The organism is Rhizobium sp. P40RR-XXII (assembly GCF_012641405.1).
GTDB lineage: Bacteria > Pseudomonadota > Alphaproteobacteria > Rhizobiales > Rhizobiaceae > Rhizobium.
Genome location: NZ_JABAII010000002.1, coordinates 52494 through 70062, shown reverse-complemented (window position 1 = coordinate 70062; position 17569 = coordinate 52494). Strand labels below are relative to the sequence as shown.

The following is a 17569-nucleotide window of genomic DNA, read 5'->3' as shown; positions in this document are numbered from 1 at the left end:
AGCTCTCATATTCGAATAAAACATATCGTTCGTTTCCCATGTTGCAGAAATTCCAACCACGCCGCCTCGGCGTCTTCTCGGCCCTATTCGATCTCGGTCGGTTCAGGGCATTGCTGCGCCGTGGCGAATCGGGACTTGTTTTCGCCGGCGCGCTGGTGGGAATAGTCTCCGGCTGCGCCGTGACGGCGATGAGCTTCGTCTCGCGCAAGCTTCACAGCCTCATCTACGGCATCACCGACTATGAGCGCCTGAGTTCGGCGGCGGTGGCGATTCCCGACAAATCGGTGCTGTTCATCGCGCCGATCGCCGGCGGCATCATCCTCGGTATCCTGCTCTATATATTGTCGCGCACACGCAAGAAGCCGATGGTCGACCCGATCGAAGCCAATGCGCTGCACGGCGGCCGGATGTCGCTCACCGATAGTATCCTCGTCGCCGTACAGAACCTGATCTCGAATGGATTCGGTGCCTCCGTCGGGCTCGAGGCCGGTTACACCCAGCTTGCGGCCGGCATCGCCTCCAAATTCGGCTACAAGATGCAGATGCGCCGCGCGGACCTGCGCATGCTCGTCGGCTGCGGCGCCGCCGGCGCCATTGCCGCCGCCTTCAATGCGCCGCTCACCGGCGCCTTTTACGCCTTCGAGCTGATCATCGGCACCTACTCCATCCTGACGCTGACGCCTGTCGTCGTCTCGGCATTGATATCGACGATGATCGCGAGGCTGCTCGCCGGCGATGACTTCGCCATCGATATCGGCCATATCGGCTCGATCGCGCCCGCCGACTATCTGCCGGCAGTTTTGCTCGGCGCCTTCTGCGCCGGTGTCGGCATCCTGATCATGCAGGGCGTCGCCTGGACCGAGGAGCTCGCGCGCAAGAGTTCCATCGCGCCGTCCTTCCGCCCAGCGCTCGGAGGCCTTGTCGTCGGCACACTGGCACTGATCTCCCCGCAGGTTTTGTCGGCGGGGCACGGCGCCCTGCATCTCAACCTGTCGACGGATGTGACTATCGGGGCGTTGGTCGGGCTGTTCCTCCTCAAATCGCTGGCCTCCGCAGTCTCGATCGGCTCCGGCTTCAGAGGCGGTCTTTTCTTCGCATCTCTGTTCATGGGTGCTCTTCTCGGCAAAATCTTCGCCTATTGCGCCCCCTATTTCGATCACAACACGCTGACGCCGGCCGTCTACGCCGTGGTCGGCATGAGTTCGCTGGCCGTCGCGATCATCGGCGGCCCGCTGACGATGACGTTCCTGGCGCTGGAGATTACCGGCGACTTCCCGATCACCGCCCTGGTGCTGGCCGCCGTCATCACATCGTCGCTCGTGGTCCGCACCACCTTCGGCTACTCCTTCGCCACATGGCGCTTCCACCTGCGCGGCGAGAGCATCCGCAGCGCCCACGACGTCGGCTGGATCCGCAATCTCACGGTCGCCCGCATGATGCGCCCCGACGTGCATACGGGAAGCATCGACATGAGCATCGAGGAGTTCCGCAAGAACTTTCCGATCGGCTCGGCCCAGCGCGTCATCCTGATCGACAAGAACAATAAATATTCGGGAATGGTCTTCGTGCCCGACGTCTATGCGAGCCCGGTCGAGAAGGACGACGAGGAACACGGGCTTTCCGATTTCATCCAGCTGCGCAACGAATTCCTGCAGCCGCAGATGAACGCCAAGCAAGCGGCCGCCATGTTCGACCAGACCAAGAGTGAAGCGCTCGTCGTCGTCAACGATCTGATCGAACGCAGGGTGATCGGTCTGCTGACCGAAAGCTATACGCTGCGGCGCTACAGCGAGGAACTCGACCGCCGCCGCCGGGAAGTCTCGGGTGAACTCTAAAGCAAGTCGCTGACCGGGGTTTTATCGAACCAGGCTATCGAGCCAGGCAGGGTCGAGCACACTCTCCAATTCCCCGGCAATGTCGTCCAGCGCCGCATCGACGCCGGCGCGATAGTCCGTGCGCTCGCCGGCAAGGCCAAAGCTTGCAAGCAGCTTTGCCCGATAGGCATCGCTGCCGAAGAGGCCGTGCAGATAGGTGCCCATGACGCGACCATCAGGCGATATCGCCCCATCGGGCCGACCGTCGATGACAGCCGAAGGCCGCTCGCAGTCGGCGCCGCGCGTCACGCCAAGATGGATTTCGTAGCCCGACAGCGGCACGTCATATTCCCTGGAGACCGCAGTGCTGTTGCGCACCGTCTTTTCCGGCGCCATTTCAGTCTCGATCTCAAGTAGGCCCAGTCCCGGCGTCTCGTTGACCGACCCCTCGATGCCGAGCGGATCATAGACCGTACGGCCGAGCATCTGGTAGCCGCCGCAAATGCCGATGACGCGGCCGCCGCGGCGCACGTGCGCGGCAATATCGCGGTCCCATCCCTGCTCGCGCAGATCGAGGAGGTCACCGATCGTGGACTTGGAGCCCGGCAGCACCACAAGGCCCGCATCATCTGGCAAGTGCTCGCCCGCGCGGACAAAGACGAGATCGACGTCGGGCTCGGCCCGCAGCGGATCGAGATCGTCGAAATTGGCGATGCGCGACAGCACGGGCACGGCGACCTTCAGTGCGCCGGAGGAGCCGCGCGCAAGCCGCTCCAAAACGACGGAATCCTCGGCCGGCAAGCGCGCCGCCGCTTTCAGCCACGGCACCACGCCGTGGCATTGCCAGCCCGTGAAGCCGCCAATGGCCTCTATGCCTTCTCCGAAGAGCGAGACATCGCCGCGAAACTTATTGATGATGTAGCCGCGGATCATCCGCCGGTCTTCTTCCGGCAGAATATGGTAGGTGCCGACCAGCGACGCGATCACGCCGCCGCGGTCTATGTCACCGACCAGTACGACGGGAACGTTGGCGCGCGTCGCAAAGCCCATATTGGCAATATCGCCCCGCCGCAGATTGATCTCGGCTGGAGAACCAGCCCCCTCGACGATGACGAGATCGGTTCCCGCACGCATCACGGCGAAGCTCTCAAGCACCGCGCCGAGCAATTGCGGCTTCAGTGCCTGATAGTCCCTCCCCTTGGCATGACCCCAAACCTTGCCCTGCACGATGATCTGGCTGCCCGTCTCCGATTGCGGCTTCAGCAGGACCGGATTCATATGCACGGATGATGGCACGCGCGCCGCCAGCGACTGCAGCCATTGAGCGCGGCCGATCTCGCCGCCATCCTCGGCAACGGCGGCATTGTTGGACATGTTCTGCGGCTTGAACGGACGGACCCTCACGCCCCTGTTGGCGAACAGCCGGCATAGCCCCGCGACCAATACCGTTTTTCCGACATCGGAGCCGGTCCCCTGCAGCATGATCGCCTTCGTCATTCCCCACCACCTCGATATGCTGCAGCCACTGAAAACGTGGAGTTTTGCCTTGATTTCGCCGCTATCTTCAACAGCCGGAAACAATGGTCACGATACAAAAATGCATCACTAAAAAATATGCTCTGTTTGCGACATTGGATGACGATTTCATCCATTGTTAGTTACGCTGGAGAAGATTATCTCCATCGCGAAAACAAACAACAAAACGGCCGACCCGGCTCGGAGGATACCCCAATGCTCTTCATCTTCAACAGACAGAATTCCATCCAGATCGCCTGGAACGGCAAGCTTCCGGTCCAGCGCCCGGAGAACCGCCTGCAGCAGCTCGACACCCGCTTCGGCACCGTCGGCTTCATCCGCACCTATAACGTCGGCTGATATCCGGTCAAGCCGCAAGCCTGCGCGCACCAAGCCGCCATGCAATCGCATCGGCGGCTTTATTTTGACCTGTGTGAAATGTCGGCCGACACGCTGGCTCGGGCCAGTCCCAAAACGGCACGCCTGAAATGCGAAAACCGCGCGATCCGGAGATCGACGCGGCTTGCCAAAAAACGCCGGCTTCCCTGCACATACATCGCAAGGTTCGCTTTCTCCGGGACGCAATACCTGATCCGAAGAAGCAGCGGTATGTCCCCCGCCACGTCTCGATTGATAAACAGACATCGTTACCGGAGGGTTATTAAGTACTTAAATTAGGGTGAATCTGAAAATTTTTTGAAAATTTTTCCCTTTGCGTTGCGAAATCGCAAAGGACGCAGATTGAACACAAAAGGTCTTTCAGGGACGCGATATTTGAGCCGCATTGAACTCCATGCCCATGGAAGCGCCTCATCGAAACCTCGCATTGCCTGTTTTGCAGCCATGAATAGCAGAAAACAGGCTAATTCAGACGCTTATATCAGCTTCTCGAAGAGGCGCGATAACTCCGCGTGGCCCGCAGGCTGTTGATTTATTCACTCAAATCCTTACGCTGCCTGTCGTCGATGCAAGAAACATCCGGCCGTGACAGAGTTGCGCGGTCGCAAAAAGACAGATGCACGACGGCAGCAAGGGGACCGTGCTCGCGTCGTCAGCGGCGTATGAACGGTTGTGGTTGGACCACGCTGACAGGGGATCGACAGAAATCGAAAGCGTTGGAGTCGATTTCCGTAACGTAACGAAAAATTGGGAGACAATATCAATGAAGAAGCTTCTCGCTTCCGCCATCTTCGCATTTGGCGCCTACGCTTTGGCTGGCTCGGCGCATGCTGCGGAATGTGGCAACGTATCGATCGCTGAAATGAACTGGGCATCCGCCGGCGTTGCCGCCCAGGTCGACAAACTCATTCTGCAAAACGGTTACGGCTGCAACGTGACCCTGGTAACCGGCGATACGCAGCCGACATTCACCTCCATGAACGAAAAGGGTGAGCCGGACGTCGCTCCGGAACTCTGGGTCAACGCCGTGCGTACCGCACTCGACAAGGCCGTATCCGAAGGCCGCCTCATCGAAGCCGCGCCGCTTCTGAGCGATGGCGGCGTCGAAGGCTGGTGGATCCCTAAATTCGTTGCCGACGCCCATCCCGATATCAAGACCGTTCAGGACGCACTGAAGCATCCGGAACTCTTCCCCGCTCCCGAGGATCCGTCCAAGGGTGCGGTCTATGACTGCCCGGCAGGCTGGAACTGCCAGATCTCCACGACCAACCTCTACAAGGCCCTCGACGGCGACAAGCTCGGCTTCACGCTGGTCGATACCGGCTCCGCCGCAGGCCTCGACGGCTCGATCGCCAACGCTTTCGAAAAGAAGACCGGCTGGCTCGGCTACTATTGGGCTCCGACGGCCATCCTCGGCAAGTACGAGATGGTTCGCCTGAGCTTCAACGTGCCGCATGACAAGAAGGATTGGGATGCCTGCACGTCGCAGCAGGATTGCGCCAACCCGAAGGTGAACTCCTATCCGGTTTCGGACGTCTATACCGTCGTAACCAAGGCCTTCGCCGAGAAGGCCGGCGTCGCCATGGACTACATGAAGACCCGCAAGTGGGATAACGCCACCGTCGGCAAGGTTCTCGCCTGGATGACCGACAACCAGGGTACCAACGAGGATGGCGCCAAGTACTTCCTCAAGACCTATCCGGACATGTGGACGAAATGGGTTTCCCCGGACGTCGCCGCCAAAGTGAAGGCTTCGCTCTAATCCCTGTCGTGGAATCGGCGGCCGGCCAACGCCTGCCGCCGATTTTGTATTCGCCGGAATCAGCAGCAACGACCCTCATTACTGACGGGATGGCGCGCCGCAAGGTCGCAACGAGTGCAGATCGGCGAAGGCAAATGTAGTAAGAATTGAAAGGCAGCCTGAAGAACCGGTCGCAGCGCTGCAATACCATCCGTGCGTGAAAGCCACACGCCGGACCAGGACAGAACCGGACCAAGAAGGGGAAATACATGGCTATTCAGTGTACGATCCTGCCGAATGTGCTCTGCAACTTTCCGGCAATAGATGAATCGCTCATACGTCTGGCGCGCAAGAATATCGATGACGGGTTTCGCGCATCCGTGCGCGCCTACGGCACTCTTATCGATGCCGTCGTGCAGCCTCTGCAATGGTTTCTGAATTATCTGGAATGGGCTTTCACCAATACGCCCTGGTTCATCGTGCTCGTCGTCATGATGCTCGTCGTCTATGCCGCCAGCCGCAATCTGAAGATTGTCGCCGGAACCGCGATCTCGATGGTCCTCATCGGCGTCTTCGGCCTTTGGACCGACACGATGATCACGCTTGCCATGGTGACGGTCTGTACGCTCATCGCCATCGTCATCGGCCTGCCGATCGGCATTTTGATGGCACGCTCCGACCGGCTCCAGTCGATCGTCAACCCGATCCTCGACGTGATGCAGACGATGCCAAGCTTCGTCTATCTCATCCCGGTCGTCGTCATCTTCGGCATCGGCAAGGTCCCGGGTCTTATCGCCGTCGTCATCTATGCCGTCCCGCCGATGATCCGCCTGACCAATCTCGGCATCCGCCTTGTGGACAAGGAGGTGCTGGAAGCAGCCGACGCCTTCGGGTCGTCGCATCGCCAGAAGCTATTCAACGTGCAGATCCCGCTCGCGCTGCCCACCATCATGGCCGGCATCAACCAGACCATCATGATGTCGCTCGCCATGGTCGTCGTCGCCTCCATGGTCGGCGTCGGCGGGCTCGGCAAGAACACGCTGCAGGCGATCAACAATCAGTTCTTTACCGTCGGCTTCCTCAACGGTTTCGCCCTGGTTGCCATCGCCATCATTTTCGACCGGACGAGCCAGGCCTATGGCAGACGGCTCCAGAAGCACTCGGAGGTCATTCATGGCTAGTCATGCGATCCAGATAAAAAGCCTCTACAAGATTTTCGGTCCGCGGGGGCGCGATTATGTCGACCGCGTCAAGGATGGTTTGGGCAAGGCCGAGCTCAACGAGACACATGGTCACGTGCTCGGCCTGCAGGATATCAACATCGACATGCCGGCCGGCGCCATCACCGTCGTCATGGGCCTTTCCGGCTCGGGCAAGTCGACGCTGATCCGCCATATCAACCGGTTGATCGAGCCGACCGCCGGCGAAGTGCTCTATGACGGCGTCGACGTCTGCAAGATGAACGAAAACCACCTGCGCGAATTCCGCCGCCACAAGACGGCGATGGTCTTCCAGAAATTCGCGCTGCTCCCGCATCGCACCGTGATCGAGAACACGATCTACGGCCTGGACATCCAGAGCGTGCCGCGTTCCGAAAGCGAGAAGAAGGGCCAATACTGGATCGAGCGCGTCGGGCTGAAGGGCTTTGAGAGGCACTTTCCGAACCAGCTTTCCGGCGGCATGCAGCAGCGCGTCGGGCTCGCCCGGGCGCTGACGAACGATGCTGATATCCTGCTGATGGACGAAGCTTATTCGGCACTCGATCCGTTGATCCGCGTGGATATGCAGAGCGTCCTGCTCGATCTGCAGAAGGAACTGAAGAAGACCGTCGTCTTCATTACCCACGATCTCGACGAGGCGCTGCGCCTCGGCGACAAGATCGCGATCCTGCGCGACGGCAAGGTCGTGCAGCAGGGAACCGGTCAGCAGATCGTGCTGCAACCGGCGGACGATTACATCACCGCCTTCGTCAAGGAGGTGAACCGTGGTCGCGTCATCCAGGCCCAGACGATCATGAAGCCGCTTGGAGGCGAGCCCGTCACCGCACGCGTGCCCGGCGACATGACGCTGGAACTCGCCGCCAAGCAGATAACCGAAGCAGGCCAGACCGGAGCGCTCGTCACCGACGCCAGCGGAAAACCTATCGGCATGATAGACCTGCAAAGCATCATCGCCGCCATGGTCACGCCCACGACCCATGAGACGACCGAGATGGCAGCGGCGTAAACACCTGTCACAGCAACGAAAAGCGCCCTGCTCGAGCGCTTTTTTCTTGTCCGATCGCCACATCGAGACAAGCGGGTCATCTAGTCATTGTGTTCACATAAAGAAATGTTTATATCTGCATCTAATATCCAGATATTCGACGCATCCGAGGACAAACCATGACCGTCGCCATCAATCCCTTGACCGATCTTCTTGCTGAAAAGGGCGTGCTGCTTGCCGATGGCGCGACTGGCACCAATCTTTTCGCCATGGGCCTCGAGGCCGGCGAAGCGCCCGAACTCTGGAACGAACAGCATCCGGAGCGGATCACGAAGCTACATCAGGATTTCGTCGATGCCGGCGCCGACATCATCCTAACCAACACGTTCGGCGGCACCCGTCACCGGCTAAAGCTGCACCACGCTCAGGATCGTGTGCATAGCCTTAACAAGGCGGCCGCCGAGATTGCACGTTCCGTTGCGGACAAGGCCGACCGCAAGGTCATCGTCGCCGGTTCGGTAGGCCCGACCGGAGAGCTGCTGATGCCGCTCGGCGCCTTGACCTATGAAGACGCCGTCGCAGCCTTCGTCGAGCAGATCGAAGGCCTCCAGGCCGGAGGCGCCGATGTCGCCTGGATCGAAACCATGTCCTCGCCCGAGGAAATCCGCGCCGCGGCCGAAGCCGCCGCCAAGGTCGGTCTGCCCTACACCTATACCGGCTCGTTCGACACGGCAGGCAAGACCATGATGGGCCTGCATCCGAAGGACATTCACGCTATCGCCACGGACATCGGCGAAGGCCCGCTCGCCGTCGGCGCGAATTGCGGCGTCGGCGCCTCGGATATCCTGTCGAGCCTTCTCGACATGACGGAAGCAGATCCCTCCGCCATCGTTGTCGTCAAGGGCAATTGTGGCATTCCGGAATATCGCGGCGCTGAAATCCACTATTCCGGCACGCCGCCGCTGATGGCCGACTATGCGCGCCTTGCGCGCGATGCCGGCGCCAAGATCATCGGCGGCTGCTGCGGTACCTCCTGCGACCACCTGGCCGCCATGCGACAGGCTCTCGACAGCTACGTGCCCGGCCCCCGCCCGACTTTGGAGACGATCATCGAAAAGATCGGCCCCTTGCGCAACAAGACCGCCAATGAAGGTGGTTCGGCGCCGGCTCGCGAACGCCGCAGACGCTCTTAATGAGCGAGAGGAAAGCCCGGCAGCCGGGCTTTCCTCTGCAAATCCGACATTTCGTCATGAGTCTTATTCGGCTCTGCCTGCAGATGCATGCCAACGCGGGCGCATGTCTGGACGCCGTCTATTTTTCACCGCCGATATCGCGCCCTTCAGTGAAATGCGGAACAATACGGCTGTCGAACGCCTTCAAGGCAGCACCGATGGCCTGATGCATGTCGAGGTATCGGTAGGTGCCGAGCCGCCCGCCGAAATGGACATTCGTCTCCGCCTCGGCACGCTCGCGGTACCGCAGGAAGACGTCCTTGTCCTGCCGCGTATCGATCGGATAGTAGGGCTCGTCCACGCGCTTCGCCGATCGTGAATATTCCCGCACCACGACCGTCTTCTCATTCTGGTAGCTGCGCTCCGGATTGAAATGGCGAAACTCGAGGATACGCGTGTAGGGGATTGTTTCATCGGCATAATTCATGACTGCCATCCCCTGGAAGTCGCCGGTATTCAGGGTTTCCTTTTCGAAGTCGATGGTGCGCCAGCCCAATTCGCCTTCCGAATAGTCGAAATAGCGATCGATGGGGCCGGTATAGACGATCGGGAGATCGGCCGGCAGCGTTGGCTTCAGCGAGAAGAAATCGACGCCCAGGGCAATCTGGATCCTCGTATGCTTCAGCATCCTCTCGAAGATCGCGGTATAGCCATCGACCGGCAGGCCCTCATATCTGTCGTTGAAGTAGCGATTGTCGAACGTGTAGCGGACCGGCAGACGCGTAATGATATGTTCAGGCAGGTCGCGTGGGTCCGTCTGCCACTGCTTGGCCGTATAGCCGCGGATGAAGGCCTCGTACAATGGCCGGCCGATCAGCGAAATCGCCTTCTCTTCCAGGTTTGCCGGATGGCGGCCGGCCATTTCGGCGGCCTGGTCGGCAATCAGTGCCCTCGCCTGGTCGGGCGAAAAGCGCCGGTTGAAGAATTGCGAGATCGTGCCGAGGTTGATCGGCATCGAATAGACCTGATCGCGATAGGTCGAATAGACACGATGCTTGTAATCGGTGAACGCCGTGAACCTGTTGAGATAGGTCCAGACCAGTTCGTTCGGCGTGTGAAAGAGATGCGCGCCGTAGCGGTGAACCTCGATGCCGGTGTCGCTATCGAACTCGCTGTAGGCATTGCCGCCGATATGGTTCCGGCGGTCGATCAGAAGAACGTTCTTCTGCAGCTCGTTTGCCACCCGCTCCGCGATCGTTGCGCCATAGAAGCCGGCACCGACCACCAGCAAGTCAACGTCGGCGAAATTGATCATGATCGCGAGACCAATCCTCTTGCCGCCGACCTACGATCAGACTTGCCCGAATACACTGAAGACCTCCAATTCGAACTTTGTTTCTTCGACGGCGATAGAGCGCCGATAGACGCCGAAATCCTCGAACCTCTCCGAGAAATTCTGGATCACGTCACCGATCGCCCTTGAAATCTCGTGCGTTCGCTGGGGATGATTGCCAAACTTGTATTTGGCCGGAATGGGCAAATCCTCGAAATTGTTGGCTGAGCCGTTCCGGCCGGTGATCACGCAGCATCCGAGCAGCGCTGCTTCCCGCGGCATGCGATCCTTGCCGGCATGCGGACCGAAGTCGACGTAAACCTTGGCTTGCGCCATGTTTTGATGGACTTCCGTCGGCGACATATTGCTCAGGATCTTGAATTCATATTGCGGACACATGGTCGCCAGTTGGCGCCCGAAAGCCTCGGCCTTGTTGTTGAACAGAACCAGATCGCGCCGCTGCTGAATCGGTTGTGGCGGCACGTTGTTTGCCAGCGTCGTAAAATCCGAGATCCGCAAGACATCGCTGAAGCCCAAAATATTGAGCTGTGCCGTGGCATAAGAGGATTGCGACAACATCTTGCAGTCGTTCTCCAGAAGGAACGGTACGCCGCCCAATGGCATCAGATGCCGCATGCCGTAATCGAAACTCAGCCACCAATAGGCCTTAGCTGCCTTCTTGAAGAGTGGAATCAGATGCGGCCATATCTCCGGAAACACCACGATCGCGTTTTCGTTATCGATAATGTAGTCCGAGCTTTCGGTCGCATAGGCCCGATATTGCGGATGGACGGCATTCTCGTATTCCCGAAATACCATCGTGGTTTCCCCCTCGGGGGATGGCATCAGGGAGTGATCGGAACCATTGGTATAGACCATTCTAGCGCTGCGCCCGATTTTGGTCAGCCGGGCGCAAAGCTGGTGAAGGGCTTCCGGGCCACCCGTCATATGATTGGGTGGGCAGAGGATGTAGATCGTTTCATTTCCAGTCATTGTCGCAATCCGCCTTCACATGTCGTTTGCCGATCCAGCCGCCGCGGGCACCCGGTTCGCTGCCAAAATCTCTAAAAACCTAGCCGCCTCTTGCCATCAAGGCGGAAAGGATGGCCGACTGCTGGCGCTCGCGCATAAGGCTGAAGCCGCGGCTTGCAATTGCCGTCCGCCTCTCGTCGTCACGAACGAGTTCGATGCAGGCTTCAACAAGCCGATCGTAATCGCAAAACGCCATTCCTTCGGCAAAAGCGGCCACTTCCGGATCCTGGATATTGCCTTCGCTGACGACGCAGGCGCCATTGGCAAGCAAGAAGGAAACGCGGCAAATCTCGAAAATCGCGGCGTCGAAATGATGCACGTTAAGGACGATTTTGGAGCGCCCGATGAGGGCGTCGCGCTCGGCGCCATATACACCGAACAGGTGAACAAGGTTCAGTCCGCTTGATTGCAGCGCCACCAGCACATTCTTGCGGCGCTCGTTGACTGAGCCGTAAAAGAGAACGTCGATATCCTTCACCGGCGCTTGGGGCACGCGCGTCAGATGCTTGTTGTATCCCACATCAAGAATTTCGGCGGGAACGCCGAACTTGGCCAGTCCCTGGCGATTACGCTCGCTATAATCGAGCACGGCGAACTTCTTGAGCAGTCCGAGATACCGATGGTTGATCCAACTGCTTTCGGCGGAGACCTGCTCCATATTCACGATGACGCTCTCAGGTGGCAGCCATTGTGCCGCGACCGACGGCAGCAAATTAGCGCCGTAAACGATCGGCGCCCGTCCATTCCAGTCTCGTGGATCGGTAACCAGAGGCGCACTGCCGCCGAGTTCGGCAAAGGCATAGTGAAGACCGAGGGCAACATCCTCGAAAGCGCGGCTGTGAATGTAGCCCTCGGGGCTGACGATCCAAATGCAGTGCCGATCCTTGTGATGCTCCCAACCGAAAGGAAAGGCTGGCAGGGCGTGCTCCGCGCCATGCGATGCGACAGTCTGTTTCTCCGCTAGCGCGTGCATGTTGATCCTTCTCAAAGACTCGCTGGAACCCCTTGCTTGAAAACTGCGCAATGGGGCTTGCTCAAACCTTACGAGGCCGAGAGCCGGTGGAGAGCTTCGGGAAGGCGATCTTGCCTGTCTATGGAAGCTGCCTTAGCCCGGCAGCATTTGCGTCACCGCAATGATCGGGCCGAGCGGAAACAGGCTGTCGCGCCTTTGCCATTCCGGAACGTCGAGGCTGGAAATGCTGCCATCGAGAAACAGCGCGTTCGGACATTTCAAATCGTCGCGGAACAGTGTCGCAAAGTCGTGAAAGCGGACAGCTCCGTCGGAAATCGCGAACACGACGAGCCCATCCACGGTGACGCCGACGCCGTTCCGTGTTTTAAGACTGGTGCTGTCGGCCAGAAATGACGGATGAAGCTTGCCATCGATGACCAGCATCGGGCCGGACTGGGTCGCGTAGAATGGCTTGGTGCCGGAAGCGGCGAAGGCCTTGCTTTCCATGATACCGGCCTTGCCCGAACCGACATAGAAGACCCCATTCGGCAATAGATGGAAATTGCCCCAGCCCTTGTTGGTGTTGATCGCCTTCACTTCGCGTCCGTTTTCGATGAAGAGACCGACGGGAGATTGGTCGTCGAGATACATGCCGCCGTTCATGGCAAAGCGCACGTAGATCCGGTCCTGGCGCAAGTCGATTTCCAGCGCCCGGAACGAGCCGTAGGGCTTGCCGCTGCGGTCGTTCTGGAAAATCTGTATATCGTAGCGGGCGGGATCGAAGGTGCAGACCGTGTAGCCATCGCCGAGATGCTGAACCTTGCGGCAGGCTTCGCCGGCCGATGCCGTGGCGGCACAGGCAAGAACGGCAAGGATGACCATCAATCGAATCAAGCGCATGGCCCCGCATCAATAGCACAAGCTTCAGAACGCATCGCAATGCGGCGAAACAAGGAATGCGTGAGGACTAAAGCTGGAGCGCCGCCATATGGAAGGCAAGCTGCTCGGCGGGATAACGATAATCGGCCCCGACCGGACAGGCATCGCGCGCAAGACAGCCGCCGGTCATGCAGCCGGCCTGCCCTTTCTGCGTGCGCAAATGCGAGCGACAGCCCTGAACATCAAAACCCGTTGGGGTCACGGATTCGGCGGGACAGGCCGTGAGACAAGGCTTCCCCACGCATAAGGCACATGGATGCGGAGAAGATGCTGCCGTCTGAGCCATCTTCAAATCGTCGGCAAATCCCAGGGCACCGCGATATCCATGCCATAGGCCGTATTCCGGATGGATCAATATGCCGAGCGGCGATGCCTGCAATCCCTCGGCTTGCATGGCCCATCGCTGGAACGGCTGCCAGGGCGGATCCGAAGGGAAATAGGCCGTTGCGCCCAACATCTGCGCGACTGGGCGGATGATCGCCTTCGACCAATTATCGAGAGGATCCCGGCGCATCCTGTTTTCGGCCATATTTCGCCAGGCCGAAAACGTCGGCCAGATCGAGCCGCCGATATTACCCAGCAGCACGACACCGCGCGCAGGCGTGCCATCCGTCAGCAACGGCCCCTCGCCTTCATTGAAGGACAAGCTGCCGCGAACGAAAACTCCGTGGACACCGAGTGTCGCACGGAGCTGTTCGAAAATGGCGGGGCCGCGGTTCATCGTGGCCCCTTATATTGATAGTGCGGCCGCCAGACTTCCTTCTGGATCAGGTCGGCGACGCGCGTCGCACCGCCTTGCTCCCTGGCGGCCTCGGGCTCTCTTCAGGTGAAGGCGTCCGGCATGGAGTCCTTGCGCTTCTGGATATAGGCGAGCAAGGCTTCGTCGATGGCCGGATCGAGCGGCGGCGCTTCGTAGTGATCGAGCCAGGAGCGGCAAAGGGCGTTGGCGCGTTCCTCGATGCGCTTCTGGCCTTCGATCTCCCACTGCTCGAAAGAATTGTTGTCGGCAAGCGCCGAGCGATAGAAGGCAGATTGGAAATTGGCCTGCGTGTGGCCGCAGCCGAGATAATGGCTTCCGGGTCCGACTTCGCGGATGGCATCCAGCGCCTGGCCATTGTCGGAGAGGTCGATACCTTCCGCCATCTTCTGCATCATGCCGAGCTGGTCCTGGTCGATCATGAACTTCTCGTAGGAGGAGACGAGACCGCCCTCGAGCCAGCCGGCCGCGTGCAGCACGAAATTCGTGCCCGCCAGCAGCGTCATGTTCAAGGTGCTGGCGGATTCATGCGCAGCCTGCGCATCCGGCACCTTCGAAGCGCAGAGCGAACCGCCGGTACGGAACGGCAGACCGAGACGGCGGGCAAGCTGTGCCGCGCCATAGGAGACGAGCGACGGCTCCGGCGTGCCGAAGGTCGGTGCGCCCGACTGCATCGAAATGGATGCGGCGAAGGTGCCAAATAGGACCGGCGAGCCCTTGCGGATCAGCTGCGTGAAGGAAGCGCCGGCCAGCACCTCGGCGAGGATCTGTGTCAGCGTGCCCGCCACCGTCACCGGGCTCATCGCGCCGGACAAGATGAACGGAGAAACGACCGAGGCCTGATTATGTCGCGCATAGACCTTCAAGGCACCGAGCATGGTCTCGTCGAACACCATCGGTGAGTTGGCATTGATCAGGTTCAGCGTCACGCAATTGTTCTCGACGAACTCGTCGCCGAAGACGATCTTCGCCATCGCGATGGTGTCTTCGGCACGCTCCGGTGCCGTGACCGAGCCCATGAACGGCTTGTCGGAATATTTGATATGGCTGTAGACCATATCGAGATGGCGCTTGTTGACCGGGATATCGACGGGCTCGCAAACCGTGCCGCCGGACGAATGCATCGACGGCGCCATATAGGCGAGCTTCACGAAATTGCGGAAATCCTCGATCGTCGCATAGCGGCGGTTGCCTTCGAGGTCACGTACGAAGGGCGGGCCGTAGACGGGCGCGAAGATCGTCGCCTTGCCGCCTACATGGGCGTTGCGGGCGCTGTTGCGCGCATGCCACGTAAATTCTTTCGGCGCCGTCTTCAGAAGTTCGCGGCAAAGTCCCTTCGGGAAATGCACACGCTGGCCACGCACGTCGGCGCCGGCTTCCTTCCAGAGCGCCAAAGCCTCCGCATCGTCACGAAACTCGATGCCGATTTCCTCGAGCACGGTGTCGGCGTTGCGCTCAATAAGCTGCAGACCTTCTTCATCGAGCACTTCATAGACACCGATCTTCCGAGTGATATAGGGGAGCGAAGGGGCCGGTCCGCCGCCGCTGCGCGAGGCGCGCCTCGCCGCGGCACCCCTGCCTTCGCCGCGCGAACGCCGTCCGCCGCCTTCTCCGCCTGCAGCCGGTTGCTCAATCATATCGTCCATGATGTTTCCTCACTCCTGCGCATGAATGCGTCTGTCATAACCCTATGCTACCCGATTCCACCAACCGGACGTTCCTTAATGCGCCAGCAATTAGCATAGGACAGACATCGGTGCGGCAATATCGACTGTTCTCCATTCGTCGCGATTGATCCGCGCGACGTCGCATTCGAAAAGAGTTTTGGCAGACTTCGGGTCTATCGGTAATAACGACACTGTTTTATACAAGCCTCTGATGCATTGCACGAAAATGGGATGGAGCGCATGTCTGACGACGAAATCATTCTCGCGGAACTTTCTGATGAAGAACTCGTGCAGCAGATGCATGATGATCTATATGACGGCTTGAAGGAAGAGATCGAGGAAGCGACGCAGATCCTTCTCGACCGCGGCTGGACGCCTTACGACGTCCTGACGCAAGCGCTTGTCGAAGGCATGCGCATCGTCGGCATCGACTTCCGCGATGGCATTCTCTTTGTTCCGGAAGTTTTGCTTTCCGCCAATGCGATGAAGGCCGGCATGGCCATCCTGCGTCCGCTGCTGGCACTGACCGGTGCACCCAAGCTCGGCAAGATGGTGATCGGCACCGTCAAGGGCGACATTCACGACATCGGCAAGAACCTCGTCGGCATGATGATGGAAGGCGCCGGCTTCGATGTCATCGACCTTGGAATCAACAATCCGGTCGAAAACTATCTCGACGCCATCGAACGCGAACAGCCCGACATTCTCGGCATGTCGGCGCTGCTGACCACTACCATGCCCTACATGAAGGTCGTTATCGACACGCTGAAGGAAAAAGGCCTGCGCGACGACTATGTCGTGCTGGTCGGCGGCGCGCCGCTCAACGAGGAGTTCGGCAAGGCTGTCGGTGCGGACGCCTATTGCCGCGACGCTGCGGTGGCGGTCGAAACCGCCAAGGAATTCATGAAGCGCAAGCACAATAGCCTGGCTGCGGGAGCCTGATTGCTTTATTTCTCCAAGCCGGCGACGAAAAGGTTGTCGCCGGCCTGCGGGCATCCCAAATGAGTTACTGAGCAGCCTTCTTGACGGTATGACCGGCATCTTCCGTCGCATTGACGGCGTTTGCCGTATCCCTGCCCATGCCACGAATGGTGTTGGAGCACGAAGCAAGCACCATAAGCACGGCGAAAGCGGCGGCGATTTTGCTTGTTGTCGATACGGTCATCATCAGGAGCCCCTTTGAATGGATGTTGATCGGCAAAATTCGGAGAAAAACCCTCCGCCCGATAAACGCGTAACAACTCAAAAAGTTCATGTGATCGCGTGCGGCGCAATCGCGCGCGAAATACTGGCGGTCGTTAGAATAAACGGGCTCGACCACATCGACCTGCACTGTCTTCCCGCAATTTACCATTCCTATCCGCAGAAGATCGCACCGGCGCTGGAACAGGCAATCGCCGATGCGCGCTCGCGCGGATTCGACAAGATCTTCATCGGCTATGCCGATTGCGGTACCGGGGGAGATATCGACAGGATTTGCGAGCGCGAGGGAATAGAGCGCCTGTCCGGCCCGCACTGTTACTCCTTCTTTACGGGCAATGAGGCTTTCGCGGCGCGTGACGATGATATCACGTCGTTTTTCCTGACCGACTTCCTGGCCCGTCAGTTCGAATCCTTCGTCATCGTCCCACTGGGTTTGGATCGTCATCCGGAGCTGCGCGACATGTATTTCGGCAACTACCGCAAGGTTGTCTACCTCTCGCAGGAGGAGGATCCCCTGCTGCAGGCAAAGGCGAAGGAAGCCGCCGCCTACCTCGGCCTGGACTACGAATATCGCTTGACCGGCTACGGCGATCTTGCCCGCGAACTGTCGGTCGTCTGATTGCGACGCCCTCTCGTTTCCTGCCGGCTGCTTCTTTGTCGCCACCGACATGCTGGACGAGTGAGGTTCATTCAATCACAGTTCGAACCCGGTAATTTCAAAGGAAAATGCTCGCTGGGGACGCTCACGGACAAGCTTTTCACGCGGCGTCGCTTTTCGGCATGTGCCGCGTCGTGGCGAGCGCAGTCCGATGGTCGGCCGGCGTGCATTCTTGTGTGAAG

General features: G+C 59.4%; 16 protein-coding genes. 8 read left to right on the top strand and 8 right to left on the bottom strand.

Annotation, left to right across the window (positions count from 1 at the left end; genetic code table 11):
* Positions 1 to 38 precede the first annotated feature (38 nt).
* Positions 39 to 1835 carry a chloride channel protein gene (locus HGP16_RS03645; protein WP_168838670.1) on the top strand — a complete coding sequence of 599 codons (1797 nt, stop codon included), beginning with the start codon at positions 39 to 41 and terminating at the stop codon, positions 1833 to 1835.
* Positions 1836 to 1856: 21 nt separating this feature from the next.
* Here the strand turns inward: HGP16_RS03645 and HGP16_RS03640 are convergent, their stop codons facing one another.
* Positions 1857 to 3311 (bottom strand): cobyric acid synthase, encoded by a 1455-nt coding sequence (locus tag HGP16_RS03640; protein ID WP_168838669.1) that lies wholly within the window; start codon positions 3309 to 3311, stop codon positions 1857 to 1859.
* A 234-nt stretch (positions 3312 to 3545) separates the two neighbouring features.
* On the opposite strand from HGP16_RS03640, the gene HGP16_RS03635 reads away from it, so the two are divergent.
* The 5 genes from HGP16_RS03635 (at position 3546) to bmt (ending at position 8867) form a co-directional block, all read left to right on the top strand.
* Complete coding sequence (locus HGP16_RS03635) at positions 3546 to 3689, top strand: hypothetical protein (RefSeq protein WP_168838668.1); 144 nt, start codon at positions 3546 to 3548, stop codon at positions 3687 to 3689.
* An 802-nt stretch (positions 3690 to 4491) separates the two neighbouring features.
* Positions 4492 to 5490 carry an ABC transporter substrate-binding protein gene (locus HGP16_RS03630; RefSeq protein WP_168838667.1) on the top strand — a complete coding sequence of 333 codons (999 nt, stop codon included), beginning with the start codon at positions 4492 to 4494 and terminating at the stop codon, positions 5488 to 5490.
* Between the two features lie 248 nt (positions 5491 to 5738).
* Positions 5739 to 6650, top strand: coding sequence for a proline/glycine betaine ABC transporter permease (locus HGP16_RS03625; protein ID WP_168838666.1), 912 nt, complete (start codon positions 5739 to 5741; stop codon positions 6648 to 6650).
* Entirely contained in the window at positions 6643 to 7695 is a 1053-nt protein-coding gene (locus tag HGP16_RS03620; protein ID WP_168838665.1) for a glycine betaine/L-proline ABC transporter ATP-binding protein, read from the top strand. The genes HGP16_RS03625 and HGP16_RS03620 overlap by 8 nt, the downstream gene beginning before the upstream one ends.
* A gap of 158 nt (positions 7696 to 7853) precedes the next feature.
* Positions 7854 to 8867 carry a betaine--homocysteine S-methyltransferase gene (gene bmt, locus HGP16_RS03615; RefSeq protein WP_168838664.1) on the top strand — a complete coding sequence of 338 codons (1014 nt, stop codon included), beginning with the start codon at positions 7854 to 7856 and terminating at the stop codon, positions 8865 to 8867.
* A gap of 118 nt (positions 8868 to 8985) precedes the next feature.
* On the opposite strand, the gene glf is transcribed toward bmt, so the two are convergent.
* The 6 genes from glf to HGP16_RS03585 all read right to left on the bottom strand — a co-directional run bounded on the left by glf (position 8986) and on the right by HGP16_RS03585 (position 15505).
* The gene (gene glf / locus HGP16_RS03610) at positions 8986 to 10161 is read right to left on the bottom strand and encodes a UDP-galactopyranose mutase (protein ID WP_168838663.1); all 1176 of its coding nucleotides are present in this window, start codon (positions 10159 to 10161) and stop codon (positions 8986 to 8988) included.
* A 36-nt stretch (positions 10162 to 10197) separates the two neighbouring features.
* Entirely contained in the window at positions 10198 to 11172 is a 975-nt protein-coding gene (locus HGP16_RS03605) for a hypothetical protein (RefSeq protein ID WP_168838662.1), read from the bottom strand.
* Between the two features lie 79 nt (positions 11173 to 11251).
* Positions 11252 to 12184, bottom strand: coding sequence for a glycosyltransferase family 1 protein (locus HGP16_RS03600; RefSeq protein WP_168838661.1), 933 nt, complete (start codon positions 12182 to 12184; stop codon positions 11252 to 11254).
* Positions 12185 to 12316: 132 nt separating this feature from the next.
* A complete protein-coding gene (locus HGP16_RS03595; RefSeq protein WP_409526808.1) occupies positions 12317 to 13063 on the bottom strand; it encodes a phosphodiester glycosidase family protein in 747 nt (248 codons plus the stop codon).
* Positions 13064 to 13130: 67 nt separating this feature from the next.
* Complete coding sequence (locus HGP16_RS03590; protein WP_168838660.1) at positions 13131 to 13823, bottom strand: 4Fe-4S dicluster domain-containing protein; 693 nt, start codon at positions 13821 to 13823, stop codon at positions 13131 to 13133.
* A gap of 101 nt (positions 13824 to 13924) precedes the next feature.
* Positions 13925 to 15505, bottom strand: a complete 1581-nt coding sequence (locus HGP16_RS03585) for a trimethylamine methyltransferase family protein (protein ID WP_168838659.1) — start codon at positions 15503 to 15505, stop codon at positions 13925 to 13927.
* A gap of 261 nt (positions 15506 to 15766) precedes the next feature.
* Here HGP16_RS03585 and HGP16_RS03580 point away from each other — a divergent pair, with 261 nt between their 5' ends.
* The gene (locus tag HGP16_RS03580) at positions 15767 to 16468 is read left to right on the top strand and encodes a corrinoid protein (RefSeq protein ID WP_047633207.1); all 702 of its coding nucleotides are present in this window, start codon (positions 15767 to 15769) and stop codon (positions 16466 to 16468) included.
* A gap of 64 nt (positions 16469 to 16532) precedes the next feature.
* Here the strand turns inward: HGP16_RS03580 and HGP16_RS03575 are convergent, their stop codons facing one another.
* Positions 16533 to 16694 carry an entericidin A/B family lipoprotein gene (locus HGP16_RS03575; RefSeq protein WP_015340221.1) on the bottom strand — a complete coding sequence of 54 codons (162 nt, stop codon included), beginning with the start codon at positions 16692 to 16694 and terminating at the stop codon, positions 16533 to 16535.
* Between the two features lie 15 nt (positions 16695 to 16709).
* Between HGP16_RS03575 and HGP16_RS03570 the strand changes: the two genes are divergently transcribed.
* Positions 16710 to 17348: a DUF1638 domain-containing protein gene (locus tag HGP16_RS03570; RefSeq protein WP_168838658.1), complete on the top strand. Its 639-nt coding sequence runs from the start codon at positions 16710 to 16712 to the stop codon at positions 17346 to 17348.
* Positions 17349 to 17569: the final 221 nt, after the last annotated feature.

Excerpts from the sequence above, each read along its gene's own strand:
- HGP16_RS03645 (WP_168838670.1), top strand. The coding sequence starts at position 39 with ATGTTGCAGAAATTCCAACCACGCCGCCTCGGCGTCTTCTCGGCCCTA.
- HGP16_RS03640 (WP_168838669.1), bottom strand. The coding sequence starts at position 3,311 with ATGACGAAGGCGATCATGCTGCAGGGGACCGGCTCCGATGTCGGAAAA.
- HGP16_RS03635 (WP_168838668.1), top strand. The coding sequence starts at position 3,546 with ATGCTCTTCATCTTCAACAGACAGAATTCCATCCAGATCGCCTGGAAC.
- HGP16_RS03630 (WP_168838667.1), top strand. The coding sequence starts at position 4,492 with ATGAAGAAGCTTCTCGCTTCCGCCATCTTCGCATTTGGCGCCTACGCT.
- HGP16_RS03625 (WP_168838666.1), top strand. The coding sequence starts at position 5,739 with ATGGCTATTCAGTGTACGATCCTGCCGAATGTGCTCTGCAACTTTCCG.
- HGP16_RS03620 (WP_168838665.1), top strand. The coding sequence starts at position 6,643 with ATGGCTAGTCATGCGATCCAGATAAAAAGCCTCTACAAGATTTTCGGT.
- bmt (WP_168838664.1), top strand. The coding sequence starts at position 7,854 with ATGACCGTCGCCATCAATCCCTTGACCGATCTTCTTGCTGAAAAGGGC.
- glf (WP_168838663.1), bottom strand. The coding sequence starts at position 10,161 with ATGATCAATTTCGCCGACGTTGACTTGCTGGTGGTCGGTGCCGGCTTC.
- HGP16_RS03605 (WP_168838662.1), bottom strand. The coding sequence starts at position 11,172 with ATGACTGGAAATGAAACGATCTACATCCTCTGCCCACCCAATCATATG.
- HGP16_RS03600 (WP_168838661.1), bottom strand. The coding sequence starts at position 12,184 with ATGCACGCGCTAGCGGAGAAACAGACTGTCGCATCGCATGGCGCGGAG.
- HGP16_RS03595 (WP_409526808.1), bottom strand. The coding sequence starts at position 13,063 with ATGCGCTTGATTCGATTGATGGTCATCCTTGCCGTTCTTGCCTGTGCC.
- HGP16_RS03590 (WP_168838660.1), bottom strand. The coding sequence starts at position 13,823 with ATGAACCGCGGCCCCGCCATTTTCGAACAGCTCCGTGCGACACTCGGT.
- HGP16_RS03585 (WP_168838659.1), bottom strand. The coding sequence starts at position 15,505 with ATGGACGATATGATTGAGCAACCGGCTGCAGGCGGAGAAGGCGGCGGA.
- HGP16_RS03580 (WP_047633207.1), top strand. The coding sequence starts at position 15,767 with ATGTCTGACGACGAAATCATTCTCGCGGAACTTTCTGATGAAGAACTC.
- HGP16_RS03575 (WP_015340221.1), bottom strand. The coding sequence starts at position 16,694 with ATGATGACCGTATCGACAACAAGCAAAATCGCCGCCGCTTTCGCCGTG.
- HGP16_RS03570 (WP_168838658.1), top strand. The coding sequence starts at position 16,710 with ATGGATGTTGATCGGCAAAATTCGGAGAAAAACCCTCCGCCCGATAAA.